The sequence below is a fragment of the Amycolatopsis sp. 2-15 genome, assembly GCF_030285625.1.
In the GTDB taxonomy this organism is placed as follows: domain Bacteria; phylum Actinomycetota; class Actinomycetes; order Mycobacteriales; family Pseudonocardiaceae; genus Amycolatopsis; species Amycolatopsis carbonis.
This window is the reverse complement of sequence record NZ_CP127294.1, coordinates 3,751,839-3,777,163: the sequence shown is the minus strand read 5'-3', so window position 1 is coordinate 3,777,163 and position 25,325 is coordinate 3,751,839. Positions and strand designations below refer to the sequence as shown.

At 70.3% G+C, this 25,325-nt stretch carries 28 protein-coding genes; 10 read left to right on the top strand and 18 right to left on the bottom strand.

What is annotated here, in order from left to right:
• Positions 1 to 328: 328 nt before the first annotated feature.
• The 4 genes from QRX50_RS18660 to QRX50_RS18645 are packed head-to-tail and all read right to left on the bottom strand — an operon-like array spanning position 329 to position 4,691.
• Positions 329 to 874, bottom strand: coding sequence for a cupin domain-containing protein (locus QRX50_RS18660; protein WP_285973215.1), 546 nt, complete (start codon positions 872 to 874; stop codon positions 329 to 331).
• Between the two features lie 19 nt (positions 875 to 893).
• Positions 894 to 1,847, bottom strand: a complete 954-nt coding sequence (locus tag QRX50_RS18655; RefSeq protein WP_285973214.1) for a PDR/VanB family oxidoreductase — start codon at positions 1,845 to 1,847, stop codon at positions 894 to 896.
• Complete coding sequence (locus QRX50_RS18650; RefSeq protein ID WP_285973213.1) at positions 1,825 to 3,261, bottom strand: glutamine synthetase family protein; 1,437 nt, start codon at positions 3,259 to 3,261, stop codon at positions 1,825 to 1,827. The genes QRX50_RS18655 and QRX50_RS18650 overlap by 23 nt, the downstream gene beginning before the upstream one ends.
• An 8-nt stretch (positions 3,262 to 3,269) precedes the next feature.
• Complete coding sequence (locus tag QRX50_RS18645; RefSeq protein WP_285973212.1) at positions 3,270 to 4,691, bottom strand: aromatic ring-hydroxylating dioxygenase subunit alpha; 1,422 nt, start codon at positions 4,689 to 4,691, stop codon at positions 3,270 to 3,272.
• Positions 4,692 to 4,879: 188 nt separating this feature from the next.
• On the opposite strand from QRX50_RS18645, the gene QRX50_RS18640 reads away from it, so the two are divergent.
• Positions 4,880 to 5,677, top strand: a complete 798-nt coding sequence (locus tag QRX50_RS18640; RefSeq protein WP_285973211.1) for an IclR family transcriptional regulator domain-containing protein — start codon at positions 4,880 to 4,882, stop codon at positions 5,675 to 5,677.
• A gap of 364 nt (positions 5,678 to 6,041) precedes the next feature.
• Here QRX50_RS18640 and QRX50_RS18635 read toward each other — a convergent pair whose 3' ends face one another.
• The gene (locus tag QRX50_RS18635; protein ID WP_285973210.1) at positions 6,042 to 6,479 is read right to left on the bottom strand and encodes a Rid family hydrolase; all 438 of its coding nucleotides are present in this window, start codon (positions 6,477 to 6,479) and stop codon (positions 6,042 to 6,044) included.
• A gap of 155 nt (positions 6,480 to 6,634) precedes the next feature.
• On the opposite strand from QRX50_RS18635, the gene QRX50_RS18630 reads away from it, so the two are divergent.
• Complete coding sequence (locus QRX50_RS18630; RefSeq protein ID WP_285973209.1) at positions 6,635 to 7,558, top strand: GlxA family transcriptional regulator; 924 nt, start codon at positions 6,635 to 6,637, stop codon at positions 7,556 to 7,558.
• A 285-nt stretch (positions 7,559 to 7,843) separates the two neighbouring features.
• Here the strand turns inward: QRX50_RS18630 and QRX50_RS18625 are convergent, their stop codons facing one another.
• Together QRX50_RS18625 and QRX50_RS18620 are read right to left on the bottom strand one after the other, a co-directional pair.
• A complete protein-coding gene (locus QRX50_RS18625; RefSeq protein WP_285973208.1) occupies positions 7,844 to 8,242 on the bottom strand; it encodes a hypothetical protein in 399 nt (132 codons plus the stop codon).
• Positions 8,149 to 8,454 carry a TetR/AcrR family transcriptional regulator gene (locus QRX50_RS18620; RefSeq protein ID WP_285973207.1) on the bottom strand — a complete coding sequence of 102 codons (306 nt, stop codon included), beginning with the start codon at positions 8,452 to 8,454 and terminating at the stop codon, positions 8,149 to 8,151. The genes QRX50_RS18625 and QRX50_RS18620 overlap by 94 nt, the downstream gene beginning before the upstream one ends.
• A 75-nt stretch (positions 8,455 to 8,529) precedes the next feature.
• Here QRX50_RS18620 and QRX50_RS18615 point away from each other — a divergent pair, with 75 nt between their 5' ends.
• The 3 genes from QRX50_RS18615 to QRX50_RS18605 all read left to right on the top strand — a co-directional run bounded on the left by QRX50_RS18615 (position 8,530) and on the right by QRX50_RS18605 (position 10,661).
• Positions 8,530 to 8,718: a hypothetical protein gene (locus tag QRX50_RS18615; RefSeq protein ID WP_285973206.1), complete on the top strand. Its 189-nt coding sequence runs from the start codon at positions 8,530 to 8,532 to the stop codon at positions 8,716 to 8,718.
• Between the two features lie 319 nt (positions 8,719 to 9,037).
• Complete coding sequence (locus QRX50_RS18610; protein ID WP_285973205.1) at positions 9,038 to 10,408, top strand: tol-pal system YbgF family protein; 1,371 nt, start codon at positions 9,038 to 9,040, stop codon at positions 10,406 to 10,408.
• Positions 10,409 to 10,496: 88 nt separating this feature from the next.
• Positions 10,497 to 10,661, top strand: a complete 165-nt coding sequence (locus QRX50_RS18605; protein ID WP_285973204.1) for a hypothetical protein — start codon at positions 10,497 to 10,499, stop codon at positions 10,659 to 10,661.
• Positions 10,662 to 10,679: 18 nt separating this feature from the next.
• Here QRX50_RS18605 and QRX50_RS18600 read toward each other — a convergent pair whose 3' ends face one another.
• On the bottom strand, positions 10,680 to 11,375 hold the full coding sequence (locus QRX50_RS18600) for a TetR/AcrR family transcriptional regulator (RefSeq protein WP_285973203.1): 696 nt from the start codon (positions 11,373 to 11,375) through the stop codon (positions 10,680 to 10,682).
• A 120-nt stretch (positions 11,376 to 11,495) separates the two neighbouring features.
• On the opposite strand from QRX50_RS18600, the gene QRX50_RS18595 reads away from it, so the two are divergent.
• Positions 11,496 to 12,227 (top strand): sigma-70 family RNA polymerase sigma factor, encoded by a 732-nt coding sequence (locus QRX50_RS18595; protein ID WP_285973202.1) that lies wholly within the window; start codon positions 11,496 to 11,498, stop codon positions 12,225 to 12,227.
• Positions 12,228 to 12,264: 37 nt separating this feature from the next.
• The gene (locus QRX50_RS18590; RefSeq protein ID WP_285973201.1) at positions 12,265 to 12,486 is read left to right on the top strand and encodes a hypothetical protein; all 222 of its coding nucleotides are present in this window, start codon (positions 12,265 to 12,267) and stop codon (positions 12,484 to 12,486) included.
• A 110-nt stretch (positions 12,487 to 12,596) separates the two neighbouring features.
• On the opposite strand, the gene QRX50_RS18585 is transcribed toward QRX50_RS18590, so the two are convergent.
• Positions 12,597 to 12,998, bottom strand: a complete 402-nt coding sequence (locus tag QRX50_RS18585) for a hypothetical protein (protein WP_285973200.1) — start codon at positions 12,996 to 12,998, stop codon at positions 12,597 to 12,599.
• A gap of 120 nt (positions 12,999 to 13,118) precedes the next feature.
• Here QRX50_RS18585 and QRX50_RS18580 point away from each other — a divergent pair, with 120 nt between their 5' ends.
• From QRX50_RS18580 to QRX50_RS18570, 3 genes are all read left to right on the top strand, one after another.
• A complete protein-coding gene (locus QRX50_RS18580) occupies positions 13,119 to 13,292 on the top strand; it encodes a hypothetical protein (protein WP_285973199.1) in 174 nt (57 codons plus the stop codon).
• Between the two features lie 69 nt (positions 13,293 to 13,361).
• On the top strand, positions 13,362 to 14,306 hold the full coding sequence (locus tag QRX50_RS18575; protein ID WP_285973198.1) for an LLM class flavin-dependent oxidoreductase: 945 nt from the start codon (positions 13,362 to 13,364) through the stop codon (positions 14,304 to 14,306).
• A gap of 112 nt (positions 14,307 to 14,418) precedes the next feature.
• Positions 14,419 to 15,246 (top strand): IclR family transcriptional regulator, encoded by an 828-nt coding sequence (locus QRX50_RS18570; protein WP_285973197.1) that lies wholly within the window; start codon positions 14,419 to 14,421, stop codon positions 15,244 to 15,246.
• Between the two features lie 307 nt (positions 15,247 to 15,553).
• Here the strand turns inward: QRX50_RS18570 and QRX50_RS18565 are convergent, their stop codons facing one another.
• The 9 genes from QRX50_RS18565 to QRX50_RS18525 form a co-directional block, all read right to left on the bottom strand.
• The gene (locus QRX50_RS18565) at positions 15,554 to 17,023 is read right to left on the bottom strand and encodes a dihydroorotase (RefSeq protein WP_285973196.1); all 1,470 of its coding nucleotides are present in this window, start codon (positions 17,021 to 17,023) and stop codon (positions 15,554 to 15,556) included.
• 138 nt (positions 17,024 to 17,161) lie between these two features.
• Positions 17,162 to 18,526 carry an FAD-dependent oxidoreductase gene (locus tag QRX50_RS18560; protein WP_285973195.1) on the bottom strand — a complete coding sequence of 455 codons (1,365 nt, stop codon included), beginning with the start codon at positions 18,524 to 18,526 and terminating at the stop codon, positions 17,162 to 17,164.
• Entirely contained in the window at positions 18,523 to 19,158 is a 636-nt protein-coding gene (locus QRX50_RS18555) for an aspartate/glutamate racemase family protein (RefSeq protein ID WP_285973194.1), read from the bottom strand. The genes QRX50_RS18560 and QRX50_RS18555 overlap by 4 nt, the downstream gene beginning before the upstream one ends.
• A complete protein-coding gene (locus QRX50_RS18550; protein ID WP_285973193.1) occupies positions 19,158 to 20,513 on the bottom strand; it encodes an MmgE/PrpD family protein in 1,356 nt (451 codons plus the stop codon). Before QRX50_RS18550 ends, QRX50_RS18555 begins: the two co-directional genes overlap by 1 nt.
• Positions 20,510 to 21,211 (bottom strand): ABC transporter ATP-binding protein, encoded by a 702-nt coding sequence (locus QRX50_RS18545; RefSeq protein WP_285973192.1) that lies wholly within the window; start codon positions 21,209 to 21,211, stop codon positions 20,510 to 20,512. The genes QRX50_RS18550 and QRX50_RS18545 overlap by 4 nt, the downstream gene beginning before the upstream one ends.
• Positions 21,198 to 21,932, bottom strand: a complete 735-nt coding sequence (locus QRX50_RS18540; RefSeq protein WP_285973191.1) for an ABC transporter ATP-binding protein — start codon at positions 21,930 to 21,932, stop codon at positions 21,198 to 21,200. The genes QRX50_RS18545 and QRX50_RS18540 overlap by 14 nt, the downstream gene beginning before the upstream one ends.
• Positions 21,929 to 22,978, bottom strand: a complete 1,050-nt coding sequence (locus QRX50_RS18535; RefSeq protein WP_285973190.1) for a branched-chain amino acid ABC transporter permease — start codon at positions 22,976 to 22,978, stop codon at positions 21,929 to 21,931. The genes QRX50_RS18540 and QRX50_RS18535 overlap by 4 nt, the downstream gene beginning before the upstream one ends.
• A complete protein-coding gene (locus QRX50_RS18530) occupies positions 22,975 to 23,991 on the bottom strand; it encodes a branched-chain amino acid ABC transporter permease (RefSeq protein WP_285973189.1) in 1,017 nt (338 codons plus the stop codon). The genes QRX50_RS18535 and QRX50_RS18530 overlap by 4 nt, the downstream gene beginning before the upstream one ends.
• Positions 23,988 to 25,235, bottom strand: coding sequence for an ABC transporter substrate-binding protein (locus QRX50_RS18525; RefSeq protein WP_285973188.1), 1,248 nt, complete (start codon positions 25,233 to 25,235; stop codon positions 23,988 to 23,990). The genes QRX50_RS18530 and QRX50_RS18525 overlap by 4 nt, the downstream gene beginning before the upstream one ends.
• Positions 25,236 to 25,325 lie beyond the last annotated feature (90 nt).

Sequence of the window (25,325 nt, the reverse complement as noted above, 5' to 3'; positions counted from 1 at the left end):
ATTCGGCGAGGCGCGGTAGCCACGTCGACGAGACTCGCGGTCGCCCCGGCAACAAAGCTCAGGCTCAGCGGCCAAGCGGTGACGAGTCCAGCGGCCGCGACGAGTTGGTCGCCCGTCGCAGTGGCTGTCCGCGTTGACCTCACCGCGGACTGGGCTCAGCAACCAAGCCCGCGGCCGCCGGAACCACCAACCAGGCGGGACGGGCAGGCTCGGCAGAGGTGCGACGGCCAGCCGCGCCGACGAGACTCGCGATCGGCCCGGCAACGAAGCTCAGGCTCGGCGGCCAGGCCGGCGACGAGGTCCAGCGGCCGACGCGAAAGACCAGCCGTCAGTGGCTGGGCGCGTCGAGGTCGTAGCGTTGGACGACGTCGTCCAGCCAGTCGGGGGTGCCGTAGGTCAGGCCGTACTTGGTGGCCAGGCGGGCGAACTCGTCGGTTTCGTGGAGGTTCTTCGCGTCGCCCAGGGTGCCGTCGGCGTGGGCGAGGAGGAGGTCGCTCAGTTCGCGGAAGTAGGTTTCGAAGCCGCCGGGGGTGATGATCTCGACGATGCGCCCCGGGGTTTTGCCGGCGTTCCACATGGCGTGCAGCTCGCCGCGGGGTTTGGTGATGTAGCCGCCCGGACCGAGGACGACTTCGGCGTCGTCCGAGCGGAAGCCGATGTGCCCGGCGAGCACGATGGAGTGCTCGTCCTCGCGGGTGTGGCGGTGGGGTGCGGTGATGGAGCCGACCGCGAACGGGTGCTCGAGGATCGCGACCTCGCCGCCGTTGTTCTGGTGCGTCAGCTTGAACACCGCACCGAACCCGGGCAGCGCCACCTGGTCCGACTCGTCCCCCGGTTGCACCACGGCGACCTTCGTCCGACTCTCCTCGCCCACCTGGTTTCCCTCCTCGTAGTCACAGGTCCAACACGAGCTTGCGGCCACAGGCTCGGCTCACGCAAGGGAAGAACGTCTTCCCCGCCGCGCGTTCGGCATTGGACAGCACGACGTCTCGGTGGTCGGGCGTGCCCTCCAGCACCCGGGTTTCGCAGGTGCCGCAGTAGCCTTCTTCGCAGTCGGACTCGAGGTCGACCCCGGCGTCGCGGATGGCCTGCAGCAGGGTGGTGTCGGCGTCGGCCACGACGGTCAGGCCGGACTTGCGGAGTTCGAGTTCCACCGCTTCGCCCCCGGAATCGTCAAGAGAAGCCAAGGCCGCGGCGAAGTGTTCGGTCTCGCACCGAACGCCCGCGGCCGCACAGACCTCGGTGACGCTGTCGAGCAAACCGACCGGGCCGCAGCAGTACACCGCCGCGCCCGGGGCCAGCCCCCCGATCAGCTCTTTCAGATCCGGCCGGGGCGCAACCGCAGTGTCCACGAAGGACACCCGGTCACCACAGATCGCGGCCAGCTCAGAGCGGAAGGCCATGGTCTCGGCTCTGTGTCCACAGTAGACCATCGAAAACTCGGCACCACGCTCCGCCAGAGCCCGCGCCATCGGCAACAGCGGCGTGACACCGATTCCCCCGGCGATCAGCAGGTACGACTCGGCGGCCGCCAACGGGAAGTGGTTGCGCACCCGCTCGACCAGCAGCTCCCGCCCGACCAGCGCCGTGCCGTGGACCTCGGCCGAGCCACCGCGGCCGGCGTCCTCCAGCCGCACGGCGAGGTCGTAGTGCAGACGGTCGGCCGGGTCGCCGCACAGCGAGTACTGCCGGCCCAGTCCCGACGGCAGCTTCAGGTCGAGGTGCGCGCCCGGTTCCCACGCCGGCAACGGAGAACCGCTGGACAGCCGAAGCCCCACCACCCCCGCGGCTTCCCAAGTCACGCGCGTGACCCGCAACGACAGCTCAGTAGAGGTCGAAGTACTCACGATGCTCCCAATCTGTCACCGTCCGCTCGAACCGCGCGACCTCGGCCCGCTTGATCGCGGCGTAGTACGACACGAACTGCTCACCCATCACCCGCCGCAGCCCGGCATCGGCCTCCAGCGCGTCGACGGCCGCGGCCAGGTTCGCCGGCAGCCGCCCGGCTTCGGTCGTGTACGGATCGTCGGCCGAGGGTGGCAACGGCAACGATCCCTCAACCCCGTTCAGACCCGAATGCAGCTGCGAAGCCATATACAGATACGGATTGGCCGCCGACTCCCCCACCCGGTTCTCGAGGTGCGTCGAGCCGTCCTCGGCCGAGCCGACGAGCCGGATCATCGCACCGCGGTTGTCCCTCGCCCACGCGATCCGGTCGGGCGCCATCGAGTACGGCTGGAACCGCTTGTACCCGTTCACCGTCGGATTCGCGAACACACACGCCGCGCTGGCGTGCGCGAGCTGACCCGCGATGAACTGCTTGCCCACCAACGAAATGGCCCCCTCGCCGTCGGCCGGGACGAACGCGTTGCGCCCACTGTCCGGCGAGACCAGGCTCTGGTGCAGGTGCCAGCCGCTCGACTTGCTGTCGGTGATCTGCGGCCGGCACATGAACGTCGCGTGGTAACCGGTGCGCCGCGCCACCTGCTTGACCGTGCTGCGCAACAGCACCATCGCGTCCGCCGGAGCGAGGCCGGCGGCGGGGTCGAGCGTGACCTCCAGCTGGTTGGCCCCCAGCTCCACCTCGATGCTGCGCAACTCGATGCCCATCCGTTCCAGCACCTCGCGGATCCGCCGCGTGGCGGGTTCGACCTCGTCGCCGAGGTTCTCGCTCAGCAGCTGGTTACCCTGGTTGATCGGCTCGACCGGCGTTGGCGTGGTGCAGCGGCCGATCCCGTCGTCGTTGGGGAAATGTGAAGCCCGCCGGTAAAGGTGGAACTCGATCTCCAGCCCCGTCACGTACGTGAACCCGGCGACGCTCGCGCGGTCCAGCGCCGTGCGGAACACGCCACGGCTGCAGAACGGCACCTGCTCACCGTTCTGGAACCGCAGATCACAGAGGACCCGCGCGGTGTCCTCGGCCCAGGGCACGAGATGGAACGTCGTGGGGTCCGGCACCATCACCACGTCGGCCGCGCCCGCCATCTCGGCCACGCCGAGGCCACCGTCGGCGTTGAAGGCCGAGAACACGGTGGTGCCGGATGTGTCCTTCGACAGCAAAGTCGACACGCAGCTCAACCCACCCCGGAACGCCGCGGCCAGCCCGCTCGCCGGGATCGTCTTGCCGTGTAGGATCCCGTGCTGATCCACAAAGGACACACGGATCGTCCGCAGGCCCTCCGAGCCGACCCGCGCCAGGACGGCTCTCGCCGCTTCCTGCTGTTCCTCGGTCCAGAGCCCGAACTTCTCGATGAACCCCATGACCGGCCTCAGTCCCGCGCGCGGTCGTAGGCGTCGGGCGACGAGGAACGATCCGGCTCGACCGCCGAGCCCGGCACTCCCGCCGGCCCCGTCGCGAGCGCCGCCTGCAGGTGAGAAGCCCACGGGCTCGCCTTGCGCAGGTCGGCGATCGAGCTCGCCCAGTAGTCCTCCCACTCGCCGGTGGGGCCGATGCCGTCGAGCGGGATGGGGCCGCGGCTCTCGACGTCCGCGCTGTCCTTGAGCAGCAGGTCGGGGCTGCCGCCTTCGGCGACGGTGTCGATGGCCTGCAACGCCATCCGCCGGTAGGTGACGATCGCGCGGTCGGAGCGGCTGAGGTGCTCGCGGCTGCGGTCGTAGATGTAACCCTGGCCCTCGACCGCCATCTGGTCGTGGACGTTGATGTCGCGCCCGAGCCCGGTGTAGGTCTGCGTGCGCTGCTCCTCGAAGTCGAAGCGGTAGTTGTTCGCCCGGTTGCGCACCGGTTTGTAGTCCGGGAGCGTGATGCCGTCGAGCCGTTGCGCGCGCATGGTTTCGGCGTCCACGGGCTCGTCGAGGCTGGTGAACATCGCGTACCAGTAGCAGGAGACGTCGTCGATCGGCACGTGCCACTGCGTGATCGCCATGGTGGAGCTCAACGGGATCGTGATGCCGTGGGGGAACACCTGGTGCGTGATGCGCACGTGGGTGGACGACCCGTCGAGGCCGTCCTTGTCGAGCGTGCGCAGGGCGACGATGCGCTGGCCGTATTCGGTGCGGGCGTTGAGGATCTCGGGCCGGCCGTACTCGCGCAGGATCTTCGTCATCGGCAGGTTCGTGCCGAGCGACGCGCCGCGGAACTGCTTGCCGTAGCTGTCGCCCGTGTCCTCGTCCTCTTCGAACCGGTGCAGGTAGGAAGCGTGCGCCGGGTCGATGCCGACTTCGAGCGCCTGCAGCCAGTTGCAGTCGAGGTAACCCTTGAACGCGAACGTGTACTCCGGCGGCGCCACGAAGCAGTCGAGCGCGGGCAGGTTCGGCGGCTCGCCGTCACCGAGGTAGCCCCACACGATCCCGTTGCACTCCCGCACCGGGTACGAGCGGATCTTCACCTTGGCCTTGAGCTTGCTGTCCTCAGGCTCGGCCGGAGTGTCCATACAGGACCCGTCGCCGTTGAAGAGCCAGCCGTGGAAGTAGCAGCGCAGGCCGCCGTCTTCCAGGCGCCCCAACGAAAGATCGGCTCCACGGTGGGCGCAGCGACGGTCGATGAGGCCCAGCGAGCCGTCGGCGTTGCGGAACAGCACGAGGTCCTCGCCGAGCACCCGCAGCGGAACGACCGGGCGTTCGGTGTCGAGCTCCTCGGTCAGCGCTACGGGCTGCCAGTACAGCCGCATCCAGTCGCCGCCCGGAGTGCCGGGCCCGGTCTCGGTGATCTTCCGGTTGTCGTCCGCGCGCATGGCAGCGTTCTCCTCGCGACTTCGTCGTCCAGCGTGGTGGGAGCCGGCAGTCTGTTGTGTTCAATTAACGAACATTTGGTTCTGATGTGAGCACTGTAGGCACGCGCGGTTGGTCGTCGCAAGGCCCCGGACGACGTTCGTGCTACATTTCGCGACAAGGTGTGCGTTAATCGAACGGAGCTGGTGGAGTGTCGAAGCTCAACGCCCGGGACGAGGCCCGCCGGGCAGCCCGCGAAGTGGACGGCACCAGCCGCTCGGACTACTCCGAAGCCCTCGAACGCGGCCTGCTCGTGCTCACCGCATTCGACCACACCGCGGAGCGGCTCACGCAGGCACAGCTGGCCCGCAAACTCGAACTTCCCCGCGCGACCGTGCGCCGCGCCCTGCTCACGTTGGCGCACATGGGTTACGTCGTCGCCGACGACAAGGCCTACCGCCTGGCTCCGAAGGTGCTCACGCTCGCATCGGCCTACCTCACGACCAACCCGGTGAGCCAGGTGCTGCAGCCGCAGTGCGACCGGCTGGCCGAGGTCTTCCAGGCCTCCTGCACCGCGGCGGTCCTCGACGGACCGGCGGCGGTGATGATCGCGCGGGCCCTGCCGCGCCACACCCTGCCGATCGGCGAGGGCATCGGCTTCCAGGTGCCCGCCGCGCAGTCCGCGCTGGGACTCGTGCTGCTCAGCGGCCTCGACGCCGAGCGCCGGCACCGCCACCTGGTCAGTCACGCGGGCCTCGACGACGCCGGCGTGGCCGCGCTGGAGAAAAAGGTCGCCGAGGTGGCCGAGGCCGGGTGCGCCTACGTCGCCCACGAGGTCGAGGCGGGCTTCCACTCGGCCGCCGTGCCGCTGCTCCGTTGGGACGGCACGCCGATCGCCGCGCTGAACCTCGGGACGAGCGTCGAGCGGATCTCCGAGGCGGACATGCGGGAACGCGTGCTGCCCGTGCTGCGGGAAGCCGCGGAGGAACTGCAACCGCAGCTCGTCTGATACCGCGGGTTCGGTGGGACTTCCATGCCGGTGACCTGAGCACCGGGCTCGAGAACGCCGGAGATCCCGCTCGTCACCGTCGCCAGACCTGAGCCGCGCCGACCGCATCTCCCTTGCGCTTGCCGCGCAGCCGCTCTTGCGTGAAGAACGCCGAACGCCACCCGGAGTGCACGATGAGCAGTGTCAGCAACGGTGCCACGGTGATCTTCGCGAGTGAATCGCCGGACGTGACCCTTGGGTGTCCTCTTCGGACCGCCGAGCGTCATCGGCATGGCGTTCTTCGTGGACGCCGGCCGCGACTCCGTGCACGACGCCGCCTGAGCGCCCCCACCGGATCCCCCGGCGAGGGCGCTCCACGGACGAGTCAGACCCGAGCGATCAGCTTGATCTCCACGAGCTGCTCGGGAAAGGCGAGCCGCGTCGTGCCGACCAGGGTGCTGGCGACCTGCGGGTCCTCCCGTCCGTAGGCCGCCTTGCGCACGGGACCCGCCACGGCGAAGGCCGCGTCGATGTCGAGGACGTAGAGCACCTCTTCGACGACGTCGGCCAGTGTCGCGCCGAAGCGCTTCAGCAGCTCGGCGGCGTTCACGTACGAGCGGCGCATCTGCTCTTCCATGGCGGAAAAGTCGGTGACGGCACCGTTGGCATCCACGGGCGCGGGCGCCACGAGCTGGTCACCGTCGTGGGACAGCTGGCCGGAGACGTAGATGGTGTCGCCGTGTTTCACGGCCTGGACGTAGCCGTAAATACCTTCCCACGGCACCCCGAAGTTCTCCGTGGTCCTCTCGATCGGCTCACTCATGGGGGTTTCCGCCTTCCTGCAGCCTCGTCGAGACCGAACACTACGAGCGAGCAGACGGCTCTCACCAGCCGTTTCGATGCCAGAATGGGCAAGGATCGTGCCACTGCGGGTAGCCTGGCGGCAGTTGGTTCCGGTGCGATCCGAGGAGAAGTCCGTTGCCCCGCACGAAGCTGGTCGTGGCGCTGCTGGCCGTGCCCCGGGTCATGGGGCTCGACTTCAGCATCCCCGCGCACATCCTCGGCCGGCAAGAGGGTTACCAGGTGCTCGTGTGCGGCAAGGAGACCACGGGTTCGCCGATGGGCATCACGCCGACGCATTCGCTGGCCGACGCGCCGGAGGCCGACATCGTGATCGTACCCGGATACGACGAACCCGAGGTCCCGCTGCCCGAGGAGTACCTCGACGTGATCCGGTTCGGCGCCGAGCGCGGTGCCCGCGTGGTGGCGATCTGCACCGGCGCGTTCGCGCTCGCGGAGAGCGGCGTGCTCGACGGCCGCGAGGCGACCACGCACTGGCGCTACCTCGCCGCGTTGCGCGAGCAGTACCCGGCGGTGCGCGTGCTGGAGAACCAGCTGTTCGTGGAGGACGGGAAATTCCTCACGTCCGCGGGGGCCGGCGCCGGCATCGACGCGTGCCTGCACCTCATCCGCACCGACTTCGGCGTGGCGGCCGCCCACGAGGCCGGCAAGGAGGTCGTGGCCTCCCCCGCGCGAGGCGGCGCGCAGCCGCAGTACGTCGACGTGCTCACCGCCGCGCGCACGGATCTTTCGGCCACGCGCAGCTGGGTCATGGAGCACATCGGCGACCCGATCACCGTGCAGCGCATGGCCGAACGCAGCAACCTGCCGCGCCGCACGTTCATCCGGCACTTCGAGCTCGAGACGGGCATGTCGCCGATGCGCTGGGTCGTTCACCACCGCATCCTCAGCGCACGTCGGCTGCTGGAGACCTCCGACTGGCCGGTCGAGCGCATCGCCGCGGCCACCGGTTTCGGGACGGCGGCGAACTTCCGCATCATCTTCCGCCGTGAGGTGGGCACCACGCCGACGGGCTACCGGCGGATGCACAGCGTGCTCTAGCTTTCATCGACCATCTGTGTGCACTCGAATGATTGACAGTTTCGCGCTGCTGGCACAGGAGTACGCGGCCGGCGCGGAGGGTGCGGGCGAGGAGGTGCGGACCCCGTGCAGTTCGCGACGGGCACGCCGTACGGGCCTTCGCACGCCGACGGTGAGGGCACCATCCCGATCAGCGATGAGACGAAGGCGTCGGCGCGGTATGCCGGGTCACGAATCGCGAAACGGCGCCCGGGATCTGGTGCCCGGCCGGGCCGCTTGAGTCCTGTCGACGCCGTTTTTCCGTTGTCAGGGCGTGGTTTTCGCGGCGGCGACCATGGTGGCCATGAGCTTCGCGGCGTCGTTGGTGCTCAGGCCGGCTTCGCGCACCAGTGAGCGCCAAGTGTCGAACGCGAGCGCGTGGCGCACCGCCGCGACCACGAACCGCTTGCGCCCGCGGGCCGGCGACCAGCCCGCCGAGAGCAGGCTTGTGGCGTCTTCGAGGAACGCCGACATCGACCCGAGCGCGCGCTCGACGGCGGGCATCTCGACGGCGTCGCGCAGGGCGTTGACGAGCATCGGTTCCACTTCGGAATAGAAGGCGTAGAGCTGCTTCAGCGCGTACGTGATGCGCTCGGCCGGCTCGCCGATCGCCCGCCAGCCTTCGAGATCCGGGCGCGGATGCCGGACCAGAAGTGCGCGGAGCACGCGGCGAGCTGGTCTTCCTCGGTCGGGAAGTAGCGGTAGACGGTGTGGCGCTGCACCCCGGCGGTCTCGGCGATGCCCGCGATGGTCGTGCGCGCCGGGCCGATCGACCCGTGCAGCTCGACGATCGCCTCCGTGATCCGGCGGCGCGTGTCCTCCATGGCGTCGGCCCGCCGGCTCATCCGGTAGGTCCGGGTCGCCTTCTCCACAACCATCGTTTCGCTCCTCGCCGCACGGACGTTCCAGGATAACCGCCGTTTTTGTCGGGGGTGGGGGGCACCATGGCGGGCATGTGGGGACGCAAGGAGAAAGACCTGCCCGCCGACACGGCGGCCGAGGCCGTCGAATTCGCGCGGCCACTCGTGCACGGCGGCTTCAGCACGCCCGACGACGTCGCGGTTCGCACGGCCCGACTTCAGCCGCGAACTCCGCCACGCCACTCACCGACCTCGGCGACCGAGCGGAGCCGCAACTCCTGAGAAGCCAGGATCCGTGACACCCGGCGGCGTGGAAGGTTCGCACTGCCCGGCTTCGACCGCGAACTCCGCCGCGCCACTCACTCACCTCTCGAGAGGGGCGGCTCCGTGACATCCGGCCCGCGACCCGGGCCGGCGACCGAGCGGAGTCGCAACTCGTGACCGGAACATGGCACCTCCGGCCGACAAGCCAACCCCGCCCCGACAATCGCGCCGGACGACACTCGTCCGGCTGTGGTCGCCGGTTTCGGGCACCGGGACCCCTCCCGGGGCGGGTGGCCACAATCGGCGGCGGTCGTCGTGTGGTGGGGAAAGGGAGCCGATGTTCGAACCGCCGTGGGTGCCCGTGCGTGGGGCCAGTGCGGCCGCCGTGGCGGTCGGGAATGCGTCGTTCCTGGGGGTCGGGTACCTGCTGCAGGGGCGGCGAGGGCTGGCGGTCGCGAACGTCGTGGGCACGGTCGTGCCGGCGGTGCTGCTGGTGACGGCGTTCCCGACGGTGTGGTTCGAGATCGTGGTGCTGGTGTGGTGGGCGGCCGGGATCGTGCACGGGTGGTTCCTCGCGGGGCCGACGGCGCAGAACGGGTGGCGGGACTGGGTGGTGGCGCTGGCCGTCGCGGTGCCGGTGCTCGTGGTGGCGGCGTTGCTGCGGTTCGATGCCGTCGGGATCGCCCGGGATGTGGCTGACGCGCGCGAAAGTGGCGACTGCGCCAAGGCCGAGGGGGCGCTCGACCGCGTGTGGTTCGGCCACCGCCTCGCCGACGCGCCGCTGGCTGCCGCCGGAGATGCGACGGCCCAGGCGTGCGGCCGGCTCCACACCGCGGCTGAGGCACTGACCGACGGCCTGCCCGGCAACCCTGGTCAGCTAAGGACCGGTTTCGACATTCTGGCCGGAGTGCGCACCGACCTGCCCGGCAACGAGCGCATGGCCGACGTCGTGCTCGACGGTTTCCTCACCAAGCTGCCGGCGCAGAACCCGTGTGACCTCGCCGTGGACACCGACTGGTTGCGGACCCGCCACGAAGCCACGGCCGTCGTCGAGCGCACCCGGCCCGGCGCCCTCGTCTCGTGCGCCGACGGCCTGCTGGCCACCGGCGACTGGCAGAACGCCCGCACGCGGTACCAGCAGGCGCTCGACCAGTACCCGCACAGCGCCGTCGCCGCGAGAGCCACCGAAGGCAACCAGAAGGCCAAGGTCGCGGGGGAACTGGCGAACGTCCGCAGCCTCCTGTCGAACACCAGCGCACCCGAGTACTGCACCAAGCCTGCCCCCTACAGCGCCGCGCCGCCGTACGGCAAGGGCACGAACCACGCGATCTTCTCCGGCAACGACGACTTCACCAACCGCCTCCCCGCCGGCTGGCGGGTAACCGACCCGACGAAGGCCGTCCTGATCGTCTGCGCCGGCGACGACACCAACGGCACCGCCGTCCGCACCTGCCAGTACGAGGGCACGTTCAAGGGCTTCCCCGACGACGTGACCTTCCACAAGATCGCCATCCCTCTCAAGGCCTACGAGCTCCGCACCGGCAAACTCGTCGCCGACACCAAGGTGGAGATCGGTGGCACGAGCTGCCCCCCGTCCGTCTCCTACACCTCCTACGGCTACACCGACCTCGGCCCGCCGTCCGACATGCCGGTCGACGCCTCGGACGCCGACGTGCGCGCCGCCTTCGCGTCCCTCATCACCCGCTGAACCCGCGAAAATCGCTTGAGGCAGGTGGCTCCGCCCGCCAGACGCGTGCGCACGGACCGGCTCGAGGCCGCGTTCCTCACCAACGCCGATGATGCGGCGCCGGACCGGATCCAGAGAAGCCCTCGGCGGCCGCTACTTCTGGGTCTCCGACGGCCTGATCGTGCGCGAGCCCGGGGTCAGCGCCATCGTCGGCGTGCTCGAAGGACTGCTCGACAACGGCGATTTCACCTCGATCCGCCAGCGACTCGACTGACCACAGTCCACAAGCGACTCAAGAATCCCCCGGCCCGGCAACGCTTTCCGGCAACGGCACATCCGGGTCGAGTGTGATACCGCCGGCACGGAGGGCGTCGTCGAGGATGCGCCAGGTCCAGCGGGCCAAGAGGGTGGCCAGGTCGGCCTGGTCGAGGCCCCGCGGGTTTTCCAGCCAGCGCGCGGTGCTGGACTCGACGAGGCCCACGAGGGCGAAAGCGATCGTGTCGGCGACGCGCGTGTCCATGGCGTACGCGGCGAGGTAGCGCTCGAACAGCACGGTCAGCTGGCGGGCGATGGCGGTCTTCACGTCGGCGACCACGTCGCGGGTGCCGGGGCGGCCGGAGACCTGCGTGAGGTAGCGGTAGAGGTGGGCGTGGTCGGCGAGCCAGCGCGTGTGGGCGCCGATCGCGCCGCGGATCATCTGCATGGGGGTGCCGGGCGGGTCCCACAGGGGCGCGAACTCGGCGGTGATCAGCTCGCCCGCGCGGTCGGCGATGGCGCACTGCAGGTCGGTGGCGTCGGCGAAGTGCTTGTACAACCGCGTGCGCGCGACGCCGGCTTCCTCGGCGATCTGTTCGGTGGACACGTCCGGTCCGTGGCGCGCGATGGCGCGCAACCCGGCCTCGACGAACTCGCGGCGGCGGCGTTCCCGCTGGCCCGCCCAGCGCGCCGCCCGGCCGTCAGCCTTGTGGGGGGTGCCCGGGGACGTCATCGGCGGGAAGTGTAGCGCTCCCTACGATATCAGGTACACTTCCGTACCTGTTACTTTAAGTGCCTATTGAACACGGTCAGTGTTCATACGGAGAGTGTCCAGACGATCGTGGAGAGCCGCGTGGGGAGTTGCGTGGACGGCGAGCCGCCGGACCCGGTGCTGCTCGCGGCCGTCCGCGCCGGTGACCTCCACGCGAGCGGGGCACTCTACCGCCGTCACGTCGAGCCGATGCGCCGCACGGCCGCGCGCTTGAGCCACCGGCCGGCGGAGCGCGAGGACCTGGTCGCCGAGGCGTTCACGCGGGTGATCACCACCGTGCGCGCGGGCGGCGGGCCGCGCGAGGACGCCCGGCCGTACCTGATCGTCACGATGCGCAACCTCGCCGCGCGCTGGAGCCGGCACCACAACCGCGTCGACCTGTGCGAAACCGTCCCCGAGCCCCCCGGCGCGCGGGCGGTGGCCGAGGAAGAGGCGGTGCGACGGTCCGACGTCGACCTCGTCTGGTCGGCTTACTGCACGTTGCCCGGCCGGTGGCGAACGGTCCTGTGGCGCACCGCTGCGGAAGGGGGCTCGACCGCGGAGGCCGCGCTGCTGCTGGGCGTCTCGCCGAACGGCGCCGCCGTGCTCGCCGGACGGGCACGCGAGGGCCTGCGCCAGGCGTACCTGCAGGTCCAGGTGCCGAGCGCGGAAGACCCGTACTGCGCGGAGGCGCGCCGCAATCTGGGCGCGTGGGTGCGCGGCGGGCTGTCGCGGCGGCGGTCGACGGTGATCGACGGGCACGTCGCGGGCTGCGCGCCGTGCCGGGTCGTGACCGCGGGGCTCACGGAGGTCAACGACGAACTTCCGGCCTGAGAGGGAAACGCAGGGGAACATCATGAGGAGGGGAACCATGAACGAGGAACCACTGGTGCGCGGCCACCGCGTCACCTACCTGCCGGGCAAGCGCAAGCCCGGCCCCCAACGCCTGTGCCGGCGCGGCATCGTGACCGGCCCGCCCGTGCTCGACACCGACACCGACGTCACCTGGGTCCCCGTCCAAGCCGACGGCAATCACGACGCCGGCGAATGGGTCCGCGCCGACGCGATCATCGACGTGGTGGCCCCGACATGACCCAGCCCGACACGCCCATCTTCGACACGCTGATCACGGAAGCCGGTCTCGACTGGCCCGAGGAGACCCCAGCGAAGGAACCTTCCTGACGCGCGGCAAACCGTGCCGAGTCAGCTGCGCACCCCGAGGTCGGCGAGCAGCCGGGTGAGCACGTTCTCGTTGGCGGGCAAGGAGAAATGGTCGACACCGGGATTGTCGTCCAGCCGGTACGAGCAGCACGACGTGCCCTGCCACACGCGGGTCGCCTCGTTGGTGAGGTCTTCCTGGTTGCCGTCGCCGTCGCGCGTGATCGTGATGGAGGGCGGGCCGGCCACCTGGCCGACGGTGAGGTCCGGCAGGCGCGCGTAGTCGTCCGGGGTGTACGAGCGGCCGGTGGACTGGTCCACCAGCACGGTCTCCCGGTCGCCGAAGACCTTCGGGTCGGCAGCGCTCAGGTACGTGGTGGGCGCGGTCAGGTACCTGCCGGCGAAGCCGCCGATGTCCGGGGTGAGCCGCGCGTCGTCGCCGACCACGCGGATGTCCTGGTCGCAGCGGAGCCGTGCGCCTCGAGGGTGCGGTTGAGCGGCCCGTAGAAGGGCGCGCTCGCGGTCGTGCCGTAACCGAGCACCGACACGTCGACGCCGGGCTTCACCGTGCACGACCCGACCACGGCCGCGGCGTGCCTGCGGTCGGGTTCGTTCACCGACTGGTTTCACAACGACCACCCGAGCACCACGTTCAGCCAGGTTTGCCAGGACGAGCTGCTGACGCTGCGGTACGACTCCGACCCGTTCGCCCCGATGGCGAAGCGCTTCTCCGAGCAATGATGACCACTTGCTCCGGACAGCGGGTACAAAAGACACCTCAGCCGGAGAACATACGGGAGGAACCCCGCCGTGAAGATCGGTCTCGTCGCGCCACCGGATCTCGGTGTCACCCAGTTCGTCGGCTACGCGCAGCGGGCCGAGCGGCTGGGGTTCGACGAGCTGTGGGTGGTCGAGGACTGCTTCTTCCGCGGCGGAATCGCGCAGGCGGCGGTGGCGCTGGCGAAGACCGAGCGGATCCAGGTCGGCATCGGGGTTTTGCCCGCCGGGGCGCGGAATGTCGCGTTCGCGGGGATGGAGGTGGCGACGCTCGCCGGGATGTTCCCGGGGCGGCTGCTGGCCGGGATCGGGCACGGGATGCCGGCGTGGCTGCGGCAGGCCGGGGCGTGGCCGGGGAGCCCGTTGACGCTGCTGCGCGAGTATTTCACCACCGTCCGGGCGATCCTCGCCGGCGAGCGCGTCGGCTTCGACGGCGCCGAAGTACAGCTGCGTGACGTCCGGCTGCAGAGCCCGCCGGAGGTCGTGCCGCCGTTGTACGCCGGGGTGCGCGGGCCGAAGTCGCTGGCGCTCGCGGCCGAGGTGGCGGACGGGACGATCCTCGCGGAGCCCGTCACGCCGGAGTATCTGCGGGCCGTGCGCGAGATCGTCGGGGCGGAGCACGAGCTCATCGCCTACAACGTCGCGGCCGTCGACGACTCCCCCGACCACGCGCGGACCCTGGCCCGGCAGGCGCTCACGGCGATCGGCGAGCCGGACTGGGCGCCACACCTCGCGCCGTTGCCGTTCGCCGTGGAGTTCGCCGCCCTGCGCAAGGCGGCCGGGTCACAGGAGGAGTTCGCGGCGGCGCTGCCTGACGAGTGGGTGGACCAGCTGGCGGTGGTCGGCACCCCGGCCGACGCCCGGGCCCGGCTCGGCGAGCTCGAGGCCGCCGGTGCGGGCCACGTCGTGTTCATCCCCGCGGGGCCGGACCCGACGGCGGCCGTCGAGGCCCTCGCGCGAGTGCTGCCGTATCGCTGACCGGAACGGGGTGGTCCCGAAAATGCCTCGGAAACGGTAAACTGGGCGCCAGTGCGCAGTTCACCCACGTTCCCATCAGCGGAACACAACCAGAATTCCGAGGACCACCGGTTTGAGCACCCACAGTACCGCCGGGCGCAAGCCCGCAGCTTCGTCCGACAACGCCGGCACGGAAGCGGCCGCGCGCGTCGCCGACGTGCTGCTGCTCTTTACCGGCGGGCCCCGGTACCTGGGGGTGAGCGCGATCAGCCGGGAGCTCGGGCTGGCGAAGGCCGTGGTGCACCGGATCCTGCAGTCGCTCGTCTCGCGGGAGATGCTCGCCACCGACCCTGGTGTCGCCGGTTACCGGCTCGGTCCGGCGGCCGTGGCGCTGGGGGCGAGTGCGTTGCGGAGGTTCGATGCGCGGACGGTCGCCACCCCGGTGTTGCGCCGGCTGCGGGACGAGACGAGTGAGACCACGACGTTGTCCGGGCTGGTCGGCGATGAGCGGGTGTATCTCGATCAGTTCGAGAGTCCCCGTGAGATCAAGATGACTGTCGACATTGGACGGCGGTTTCCGTTGCACGCCGGGTCGTCCGGGAAGGTGATCTTGGCGTTTCTGCCGGAGGAGCGGCAGGCGGCGGTGCTGGGGCGGGAATTGCCGGCGTTGACGGAGAAGACGATCACGGCGGCGGATGATTTGCGGACGGTGTTGGCGGAGACTGCTCGTGAAGGGGTTGCGGTGTCGTTGGGGGAACGGCAGCCGGGGGCGGGGTCGGTGGCGGCGCCGTTGTTCGGGCCGGATGGGGAGATTCACGGGTCGATCAGTGTTTGTGGGCCGGAGTATCGGTTTACGCCTGAGGTGGTGGGGCGGTATCGGGTGTTGGTGAGGGATGCTGCGGAGGAGATACGGCATAGCTGGGCTTGGTTGAGGGATTCGGGGGATTCTGCAGGGAGGTGATTTCTTGGGCCGCGCAGGAGGGTTGCGGGGGGTTGATTTTGTTTCCTCGCAGGGCGTGTTGCGGCAAGGCGGCGTTGATGCGGTTCGTCGCAGGAGCGGCTTGCTGTTGAATACGCACCCCGAAGCTGGAGTGTGTTACGGCCGGCAAGGAGGCTTCGGATCGGGGTGCCGGGGCGGGTCTGGGTGCAAGCGTTGTTGCGTTGTTGGGCCGCGGTTGGGTAGGGGCCAAAGCGCAACCAATGCCGCATTGGGGCGCAAAAAGTGGGCCCTCCACGCCGGAGCGTGAAGGGCCCACTCTCGGGAGAACTCAGCGGCCGCGCTTGAGGTAGTGGCCGATGGGGTCGCCGGTGATTTTGCCGTCGGTGTAGACGTGGTGGCCGCGGACGAAGGTGTCGGTGACCTTGGCGGTCATGTCGAAACCCTCGAACGGGGTGTATTCCTGGGTGGACTCCGAGTCGGCCGCGTGGACGGTCCAGCGGACGTCGGGGTCGACGAGGGCGAAGTCGGCGTCGTAGCCCTCGGCGATGGTGCCCTTGGTGAGCAGGCCGTAGCGGCGGGCGGGGTTCGTCGAGGTGAGCTGGGCGATGCGCTGCAGCGAGAGGCCGCGCTTGGCGCCCTCGCCGACGAGGCCCGGCAGGAGGTACTCGGCGCCGCCGAAGCCGGATTTCGCCAGGAAGACGTCGTCGCGGTCGGCGCCGAACTTGAGTTCGTCGCGGCAGCAGGCGTGGTCGCTGACGACCCAGTCGACGTTGCCGGCCAGGACGTGGCGCCAGAGGGCCTCGACGTCCTCGCGTTCGCGCAAGGGCGGGTTGACCTTGCCGCCGATGCCGGAAGCCGTGTCCACATCCGCGAGCAGGTGGCCGATGGTCACCTCGCGGCGGAAGTCGATGTGGGGAAACGCCGACGCCATGGTCAAGGCGGCCGAAAGCGCCTTCTCCGACGACAGGTGCAGCAGGTTGATGTTCGGCAGGCCCGTCTCGTGCGCCAGGTACGACGCGATGGTCACCGCGAGGCCTTCGGAGTGCGGCGGCCGCGAAGCACTGTACGCGCGCAGGCCCGACAGCGAACCGTCCTGCTCCACCAGCTTCGTGTACGCGGTCATGATCTCGGCCGTCTCGCAGTGCAGCGAGAGCGACAGGTGCGGCGCGTACTCGGTGAGGATCTCGCGCGCGTTCTGCACACCGCGCATCACGAACTCGAAGTGCGCGATGTCGTAGCGCTCATCGGGCGGGATCATGAGGAAGTCGCTCTGGCTGGTCGAGCGGCCGTGCAGGCCGTGGCTGCCATAGAACATGAAGATCTTGAACGACGTGACGCCGTGTTCCTCGACGAGGTACGGGATCTCCGAGATGTGCTCGGAGCTCATCGGCGCGAGGTGGAACGCGTAGTCCACGTACGCGTTGCCCTGCGCCGCCGAGAGGACCTCGGGGAAGAAGTCGCGGTAGCTGCCGCCCTTGTTCAGGTAGTACTGGCCCGTGCGCATGTAGGTCAGCGACGTGGTGACGCCGCCCTGCGCGCTCGCGCGGCTTTCGGTGCGGGTGTCGGTGGCGAGCTCGTTGTAGATGCCCCAGTGCTGGTGCGCGTCGACCACGCCGGGGAAAGCCAGCAGGCCGCGACCGTCGACCACCCGGGCGGCGTCGTCCTCGGGCAGGTTCGGCGCCACCCGCGTGATCTTGCCGTCGTTGACGGCGATGTCCAGCAGTTCCGGCTGCGACCCGTCGGGGTCGTCGGGCCGGACGACCCGGACGTTCTTCACGAGCAGTTCCGTGGTTGCCATTCTTCTCCTCCGCTTGCGGTATGGGCTGTGCTGATTGTTTACCAATCCGACCACAGCCACGGCGGGAACCGTTGCCTGACGCGGTAACCGTCCCGTTGCGTGCCCGCCTACTTATGGGTCGGATTGGTAAAAGGAAAGTCAGTGGTGACGGCGGGCGACGTCGCCCGCGGCAAGATAGGCGAGGCCGAACGCGGGTAGCAGCCCGTTGCCCGGCAGGTAACCGGCGGCGCCGTGGCCGGAGATGCTCGCGGCCGCGCCGCCGGCGGCGTAGAGGCCCCGGATCGGGTTGCCCTGCGCGTCGAGCACGGCCGCGTTCTCGTCGACCATCAGGCCGCCCTGGGTGTGGAACAACGCGGGCACGACACGCACCGCGGCGTAGCGGCCCGAAAGCGGGCGCTCCCAGTTGGTGCGGCCGAACTCGTCCGCCCGCTCGCCGCGGGCGATCGCGGCCACACCGGACAGCTCAGCGGCCAGCGCGTCCGCCGGTAGGCCCGTCACGGCGGCCAGGCCGGCCGCGTCGTCGGCCCACACCAGCGCACCCGACGCGACGGTGTCCCGGAAGTCCTGAAACGGCTGGCACTGCTCGAAAATCGTCTCGTCCAGTACGATCCAGCCGGTCGAGCCTTCCCGCGCGGCCAGCTCCGCCGCATACTCCGAATAGCCGCGCGTCTCGTCGCCGAAGCGGCGGCCACCGAGGTCGACGAGGAACGCGCCGTGGATGATCGTCGCCCAGCCCACGAGCGTGCCGGCGTTGGCCGCGACCGCGCCGTGGCCCTGGTACGCGTCGAGGAATCCCGTCGCGGCACCGAGTTTCTCGCCGATGCGCAACGCGTCGCCGAGCGACTGGTCACTGCCCTGGTACAGCGCTCCGGCGATCTCCGGCAGGTGCCGGGCCACGAGGTTTTTGTCGGCGCCGAAGCCATTGGTGGCCAGCAGCACCGCACGCGTCGGGATTTCTTCCTCGATGCCGTCGGGGTAGCGCACCACGACCGCGCGCACACCGTCCTCACCGGACAGCACCTCGATGAGCTTGCCCGGCACCAGCAGCTCGATGTTCTCGTGCTCGGTGACGCGCCGCGCCAGGTGGTCGATCACGCCCGAACCGTGGCGGCCGGGGATCGAGTGGCAGCGCGTGACGGCGTGGCCGGGGTAGTTGAAGTCCGTCACCAACGAGAGCGGCAACCCCGCCGAATCGGCGAGCCATTCGACCAGCGGTGCGCTCACCGAGGCGAGCGTCCGGGCCAGCCGCGGGTCGGCCTGCCCCTTCGTCTTCGCCATGATGTCGGCGACGAACTGCTCCGGCGAGTCCTCGACGCCCGCCTCGGCCTGCCAGCGCGAACCCGCGCCGGGAAACATGGCCGTGGACATCGACGTGTTGTTGCCCCGCCGGAAGTGCTCGCTCGCCTCGACGACGAGCACGCTCAGCCCCAGCTCCGCCGCCCGCAGCGCACCGGCGAGCCCGCCACCGGCGCCGGCGACGACGAGGTCCGGTCCGTCGCTCACCGCGCCCCCTCGACGGCGAGCAGCCGCATCGCAAGCTCCGTCGGGTCGACGATCCGCGCCGGCAGGTCGGCCGGCTCGACGTCGACCGCCGAGCAGCCGTTGATCACCGCCGTCGCGCCCAGCTCCGCCAGCTCGCGCACGGCCGACCCCAGCGCCGCGTTCCACACCTCGGTCTCGGCGATCGCGGAGAACGGCAGGTCGAGCACGCGGATGCCGGCGAGGTACTCGTCGAGCCCGTACGCGGAGATCCGGTCGGCGAACTCGTCCTTGATGGCCTCGTTGCGCACCACGGCACCGAACCGCACGCCCTTGCCGGCCAGGTGCGTCGCCGACAGCTTGAGGATGCCGTGCACCGGCAGCGCCGGGTCGGCAACGACGTCGGGCACCGACGGGTCGAGCACGCAGTCCGGGAACGCGAGGTCGAAGCCGCCGCCCGCCTCCTTGAGCAGCGCGGCGACTTCCCGCTCCGAGTCCCGCATCGACCCGGCGGTGTCCAAAGTGGCCGGCCCGGCCGGGCCCACGTTGCGCAGCTCGATCTCCACGCCCGGCGGCGCGAGGCGGTCGTAGCGGGCCTGGCGCCGGGCGACCTCATCGGCGGGCAGGTGGATGGGCGTCACCGCGAGGGCACGCATCAGTTCAGCTCCTTCTCGTCGGTCCCGGCCAGCTCGCGCAGCGCCGCGCCGACGCGGAGCAGGCCGGGCAGTTCGTGGCCCAGCACGGCGGCCCGGTCCACGAGTTCGGGCTGCTGCGGCAGCCACGTCTTCAGCAGGCCGAGCACGTCCGGCTCGGTCAGCGGGTGGTGGTCGGCGTCGCCGACCGGGTTGGGCACCTCACGCGTGAGCGTGGTGCCGTCGTCGAGACACACCTGCACCCGGGTCGCGCGCTCGTCGGGCAGGCGCGCGGTGAGGTCGGCCGCCTCGACGAGCCGTACGCGCCGCGCCAGCGCACGCACGTCCGGATCGTCGAGGGCCGAACCCGGCGCGACCTCGCCGGTGAGCGCGGCCGTGGCCACCACGAACGGCGTGGAGAACATCGCCGAGAGCCGGTTCGACCAGCCCACTCCGGACAGTCCGGCGCCCAGCAGGTGGCTCTCCACCACGATCTTCGTGATGCCGTCGGCCCGGAACTCCCCCGAACTCCGTAGCTCCAGCACGGCGTCGGCCGCCGGGTGCGTGAAGGAGCACGACGCGTGCCGCTTGAAGTAGCCGCGCGCGATGTCCCACCGCGTGCCGAGTTCGGTGGTCAGCTCGGCCGCGTCGAACGAGCCCAGCACCGTGCCCAGCGAGAGCGCGGCTGTGCCCGTCGTACGCGCCATGCCCGCCGCCGCCATCCGCGCGGCGGCGAGCCCGGACATCGCCGAGGCGCCCAGCCACGCGTTGCGCACCGGGTTGCCCTGCGTCGCCGAGTCGAAGTGCCCGGCGATGGCCATCCCGGCCGCGGTGTCGATCGCCGCCGCGGTCGCGCCGGGCGAAAGACCCAGCAGCCGCGCGCACCCGGCCGCCGCGCCGGGCACACCCCAGCTGCCGTGCGGGTGCGCGCCCGCGCGCAACGAGGTGGCGCGGCCGAAGCGCGACGCCACCTCGTACGCGGCCAGCAGCGCCGCCGCCGTGTCGGCGCCGGTGCTGTCCAGTTCGGCCGCCAGCGCCAGCACCGCGGGGAAACCGTGGGCCGCGGGGTGGCCCTTGGCGTACTTGTTGCCCTCGTCGAGCTCCAGCGACACGAGCGCCATCGCGTTGAGCCAGGCGGCGGCGTCCGTGGAGACCAGCCGCCCGGCCCCGATCAACGGCGAAGGACCGTCCGGAGCCCGCCAAGCCGTGACCAACGCCCGCTGCTCGGCCAGTGTTGCGCCGATCGCCGTCACGCCGACGACGTCGAGCAGCACCAGGGCGAGCCGGTCCAGCACGGCGGCCGGCACGGCCGTGACGTCCACTTCGGACACCCACGCGCCGAGCGCCGCGGTCGCTTCGGTGGCCTGTTCCGTTTTCACAGTCCCAAGTACGCCTTCCTGACCCGGCTGTCGTCCGCGAGTTCGGCGCCCGTGCCCGCGAGCACGGTCGACCCGCTCTCCAGAACGTACGCCCGGTCGGCGATGGCCAATGTCTGCTTGGCGTTCTGCTCCACCAGCAGCACCGCCACACCGGTGTCGCGGATCCGCTGCACCGCTTCCAGCATCGTCCACGTGAGCTTCGGCGACAGCCCGGTCGAGGGCTCGTCGAGCATCAGCAGCCGCGGCCCGGCCATCAGCGCCCGCGCGATTGCGAGCATCTGCTGCTGCCCGCCGCTGAAGGTCTGCGCGACCGTGCTCCGGCGCTCGGCGAGCACCGGGAACAGTTCGTAGACCTCCTTCAGCGATTTCGTGGCCTGTGCCGAGGTGCGCGTCCACGCGCCCATGCGGAGGTTCTCCTCCACGGTGAGCGTGCCGAACAGCGCGCGGTCCTCGGGCACGTGCACGAGACCCTCGCGCACCAGCTGGTCGGGGCGGCGGCCCGCGGTCGGCTCACCGTCGAGCGTGATGGTGCCCGACATCGGTTTCAGCTGGCCGCAGATGCTGCGCAGCGTTGTCGTCTTGCCGGCGCCGTTGGCCCCGACGAGGGCGACGATCTCGCCCGCGGCCAGCTCCAGGTCCACGTCGTGGAGGATCCGCATGCGCCCGTAACCGGCGCAGACCTTGTCAAGCTTCAGCACGGGTCGGCTCCTCCCCGAGGTAAGCGTCGATCACCCGGGGGTCGCTGGTGACCTCTTCGGGCGACCCGACGGCGAGCACCCGGCCCTGGTCGAGCACGAGCACGCGGTCGGCCAGCCGCATCACGGCGGCCATGATGTGCTCGATGAACACCAGCGTCACGCCTTCCTGCTCGCGCAGCGTGGCGAGCAGGTCGAGCACGGGCTCGCGCTCGGCCGGCACGAGCCCGGCCAGCACCTCGTCGAGCAGCAGGACCTTCGGCCGCATCGCGAGGGTGCGGGCCAGCTCCAGCCGCTTGAGCCCCGCTGTCGGCAGGTCGGGAGCCGCGCGGTGCGCCCACGGCCCCAGCCCCACCCGTTCGACGACATCGAGCGAATGCTTGCGCAGCTCCTTCGCGCCGAAGCGGTGGTGCTGCGCGGCGAGGCTCACGTTCTCCAGCACGGTCATGCTCGAGAACGGCCGCATCAGCTGGAACGTGCGCACCATGCCGGCACGTGCGATCCGGTCCGGCGAGCGGCCCGTCACGTCGGCGCCGGCGAGGTGCACGCGGCCGGTGTCGGGCCTCAGCGCGCCCGACACCACGTTGAACAGCGTGGTCTTGCCCGCGCCGTTGGGCCCGATGACGCCGAGGATCTCGCCCTCGGCCACCGCGAAGTCCACATCGGACAGCGCGTGCAGCCCGCGGAAGGACTTGCCCACGCCCTTGACCTCGACCAGGTTCATCGCCGCCACCTCGCAGTCAGCGTCCCGACTATGCCCTTCGGCAGCAACCGCACGATGAGGATCAGCAGCACGGCGTAGAGCACCACGTCGAGCCCGCTGCGGCCCTGCAGGAACCCGAGGAACCCGGGTGGGGTGCGCAAGAGCGTCGCCGTGACGTCGGTGAGCGAGCCGACGATGATCGCGCCCACCACCGGGCCCCAGATCGTGCCGATGCCGCCGATCACCACGGGCACGATCGCCTGGATCGAGATCGCGGAGCCGAACCCGAGATCGGGGTTCACAAACAGGTAGTACTGCGTGTAGAAGGCGCCCGCCACGGCGGTGATCGCCGCCGAGAGCGCCACCGTCGTCAGCTTGTGCCGCATCACGGGCGCCCCGAGCGAAGACGCCGCCAGCTCGTCGTCGCGGATCGCGGTGACGTAGCGGCCGGCGCGCGAGTGCAGGTACCCGATACTGACGGCGACCGCGGCCCCGGCCAGCACGAGCGCCACCCAGAAGTACGCGGGCGAGTCGGCCGGGAACTGGATGAGCCACAGCGACGAGCCCTGGATCAGCGGCACGCTGAAGCCCACCGACTTGTTGGCGAACGTGCTGCTGGTCACGATCAGCCGCAGCATCTCCGCGAACGCGAAGGTAGCCAGGGCGAAGTACGCGCCCTGCAGCTTGTAGCGGAACGAGAAGTAGCCGATGAGCACGGCGACCGCGGCGGCCACCGCCATCCCGGCCAGCATCCCGATCCACGGCGACACGTTCTGCTTCACCAGCAGGTACGCGCTGGTGTACGCGCCGAGCCCGAAGTACGCGGCGTGGCCGAAGCTGAACATCCCGCCGAACCCGCTCATGATGTTCCAGCCCACGGCCATGAGCAGGAAGATCAGGATCCGCACGGCGACCGCGCCCTGCGCCGCCGGCAGGATCAGCGGCAGCGGCACCGCGATGAGCACGAGCAGCGCGAGGATCGCGTACTGCCGGTTCTGCGGACGCAGCGGCGGCGCCTTGACCTTCTCGGTCGCGCCGGCCGGTCCGGCAATGGTGATGGCAGTCATGCTCGCCTCCCGAACAGGCCCTGCGGACGGAGGAACAGCACCAGCACGAACACCACGAACACGCCGAGCAGGGAGCTCTGGCCGCCGAGGTAGATCGTGGTGAGCTGCTCGACCAGCCCGATCAGCAGGCCGCCGACGAGCGCGCCGAGGACGTTGCCCATCCCGCCGAGCACCACCACCACGAACGCGGTGATGTTGAACTGCTCGCCGAGCGTCGGCGTCACCGTGACGAGCGGTCCCGCCAGTGCCGCGGCGGCGCCGGCGCAGGCTGTGCCGATCGCGAAGGTGACGGTGTGGATCCGCTTCACGTTGATGCCCACGAGCTCGGCGCCCGGGCCGTGGGCGGCGACCGCGCGGATCGCCGTGCCGAGCCGCGTGCGGCGCAGCAGCCAGAACAGCACCGCGCCGAGCAGGATCGCGCCGAGGAACGCGTACAGCCGCGAGCCCGCGACAATCGCGCCCAGCAAGGAGAACTGGAAGTCGCCCGGCAGCGCGATGCTCTTGGGCTCGGCGCCGAAGAACATCAGCAGCAGGTTCTCCAGCAGCAACGAGAGCCCGAGCGTGATGAGCAGCTGGTTCTCCAGCGTCTTGCCCGCGGAACCCGAGAGCAGCCCGCGGTGCACGGCGGCGCCGACCAGGAACAACGCGGGAACCGCCACGATCAGCGTGAGGTAGGGGTGCATGCCGGTGCCGGCCACCATGCCGAAGGAGATGAACATCGCGACGGCCAGCAGTGCGCCGTGGGCGAAGTTGACGATGTCGAGCACGCCGAAGATCAGCGTCAGCCCCATCGCGATCAGGCCGTAGAGCCCGCCGGTGAGGATGCCGGTGACCACCGACTGCCAGACCACCAGGCCGCTGCCCGACTGCAGGAGCGCGACGACGATCGCGACCACGAGCACGATGGCGACCACGCCGGCGCGGCTGAGGAAAGCCTTGCGCTGGCGGGCTTTGGTGTCGTCCGGAGGGGAGAATTCGGGGGCCAGCGTGGCCCCGGGGGAGAGTTCGCTCATGGCCGCCAGTTCACCGTGTAGTCGGGCCGGGATTCGGCTTTGTCCGGGGGGAAGACCTGCTTGACCTGACCGTCGCGGACCTGCATCAGGACGGGGAACGCGTTGCGGTTGTCGCCGTTGGCCGCGAAGGAGATCGGCCCGTGTCCCACGGTCAGCGGAGCGACCTGGGACGCGGCGATCGCGTCGCGGACCTTCTCGGGATCGGTGCTCGCGGCCTTCTCGACCGCTTGCGCGATCACGTCGACCGCGTCGTAGGACAGCACGGCGCCGGTGCGCATCGGGTCACCGAACTGGCGCTGGTACTTCTCGCGCAACGCGACAGTCTGCGCGTTGGTGGCGTCGTAGTGGTAGTTGGCGCTGAAGTAGAGCGCGCCGAGCTTCCCGGCGTCGGTCACGAACTTCGGCTGGTCGAAGGCGCCGTTGGAGACGCCCCACACGGCGTTGAGCGCCGGTTTCACCGAGTCGATGGCCTTCGCGGCCAGCAGGCTGTCGCGGTAGTAGCCCGCGATGGCGAGCACGTCGGCGCCCGAGGCCTTGACCTGCGTGATCTGCGCCGTGAGGTCGCTGACGGTGGTGGCGTCGTAGCTGATGTTCGGCCCGACGGCCATCCCGAGCTGCTGCGCCGCGGCGTTGAACGCGTCGGCCGCGCCGCTGCCGAAATCGCTCTGCTCGTGCAGGAAAGCCACCTTGTGGACCGGTTTCCCGGCCTGCTCCGAAACCTCCTTGAGGTACTGCGCGGCGGCGGTGGCGATCGCCTTGCTGCCGGGCTGCACGCGGAACGAGTACCGGTAGCCGTGGCCGAAAATCGCGTCCGAGGCGGTCACGTCCATCACGAACGGGACCCGGTTGCGTTCCGCGACCACGGCGACGTTGGTGCTCACCGCGCTCTGGTAGGTGCCGACGAGACTCACGGCGCCGGCGGAGATCAGCCGCTGGGCTTCGCTCTGGCCGATGTCGGCCTTGCCCTGCGTGTCTCCCGTGATCAGTTCGACCTTGCGGCCGCCGAGAGACTTGATGCCGCCGGCCGCGTTGATCGCGTCGACCGCCATCTGCGCGCCCCGGCGCATCTGGAGCCCGTCGACGGCGTTGGATCCGCTGACCGGGTGCAACGCCCCGATCTTCACCGGGCCCTCGTCCCGGCCTGCGGCCGCGCCACCGGCCCCGGCCGGGGCCGAACCTCCGCACCCGGCCGCCGCGAACAGGGCGCACGCGCTGAGCACGGCGGTGAGCTTTCGCGCGGACATGTCACCTCTTCCCAATGGAAGCCTCTTCCCGCTGGCAGCATCGGCGTTCCGCTTGGAGAAACACCGGGATTGTTGCCGGATATCGTGACA

What these genes read in the sequence shown, in the direction of transcription:
- QRX50_RS18650 (WP_285973213.1), bottom strand. Translation starts at nt 3,261, where the DNA reads ATGGGGTTCATCGAGAAGTTCGGGCTCTGGACCGAGGAACAGCAGGAA.
- QRX50_RS18645 (WP_285973212.1), bottom strand. Translation starts at nt 4,691, where the DNA reads ATGCGCGCGGACGACAACCGGAAGATCACCGAGACCGGGCCCGGCACT.
- QRX50_RS18635 (WP_285973210.1), bottom strand. Translation starts at nt 6,479, where the DNA reads ATGAGTGAGCCGATCGAGAGGACCACGGAGAACTTCGGGGTGCCGTGG.
- QRX50_RS18620 (WP_285973207.1), bottom strand. Translation starts at nt 8,454, where the DNA reads ATGGTTGTGGAGAAGGCGACCCGGACCTACCGGATGAGCCGGCGGGCC.
- QRX50_RS18615 (WP_285973206.1), top strand. Translation starts at nt 8,530, where the DNA reads ATGTGGGGACGCAAGGAGAAAGACCTGCCCGCCGACACGGCGGCCGAG.
- QRX50_RS18610 (WP_285973205.1), top strand. Translation starts at nt 9,038, where the DNA reads ATGTTCGAACCGCCGTGGGTGCCCGTGCGTGGGGCCAGTGCGGCCGCC.
- QRX50_RS18605 (WP_285973204.1), top strand. Translation starts at nt 10,497, where the DNA reads ATGATGCGGCGCCGGACCGGATCCAGAGAAGCCCTCGGCGGCCGCTAC.
- QRX50_RS18600 (WP_285973203.1), bottom strand. Translation starts at nt 11,375, where the DNA reads ATGACGTCCCCGGGCACCCCCCACAAGGCTGACGGCCGGGCGGCGCGC.
- QRX50_RS18590 (WP_285973201.1), top strand. Translation starts at nt 12,265, where the DNA reads ATGAACGAGGAACCACTGGTGCGCGGCCACCGCGTCACCTACCTGCCG.
- QRX50_RS18565 (WP_285973196.1), bottom strand. Translation starts at nt 17,023, where the DNA reads ATGGCAACCACGGAACTGCTCGTGAAGAACGTCCGGGTCGTCCGGCCC.
- QRX50_RS18555 (WP_285973194.1), bottom strand. Translation starts at nt 19,158, where the DNA reads ATGCGTGCCCTCGCGGTGACGCCCATCCACCTGCCCGCCGATGAGGTC.
- QRX50_RS18540 (WP_285973191.1), bottom strand. Translation starts at nt 21,932, where the DNA reads ATGAACCTGGTCGAGGTCAAGGGCGTGGGCAAGTCCTTCCGCGGGCTG.
- QRX50_RS18535 (WP_285973190.1), bottom strand. Translation starts at nt 22,978, where the DNA reads ATGACTGCCATCACCATTGCCGGACCGGCCGGCGCGACCGAGAAGGTC.
- QRX50_RS18530 (WP_285973189.1), bottom strand. Translation starts at nt 23,991, where the DNA reads ATGAGCGAACTCTCCCCCGGGGCCACGCTGGCCCCCGAATTCTCCCCT.
- QRX50_RS18525 (WP_285973188.1), bottom strand. Translation starts at nt 25,235, where the DNA reads ATGTCCGCGCGAAAGCTCACCGCCGTGCTCAGCGCGTGCGCCCTGTTC.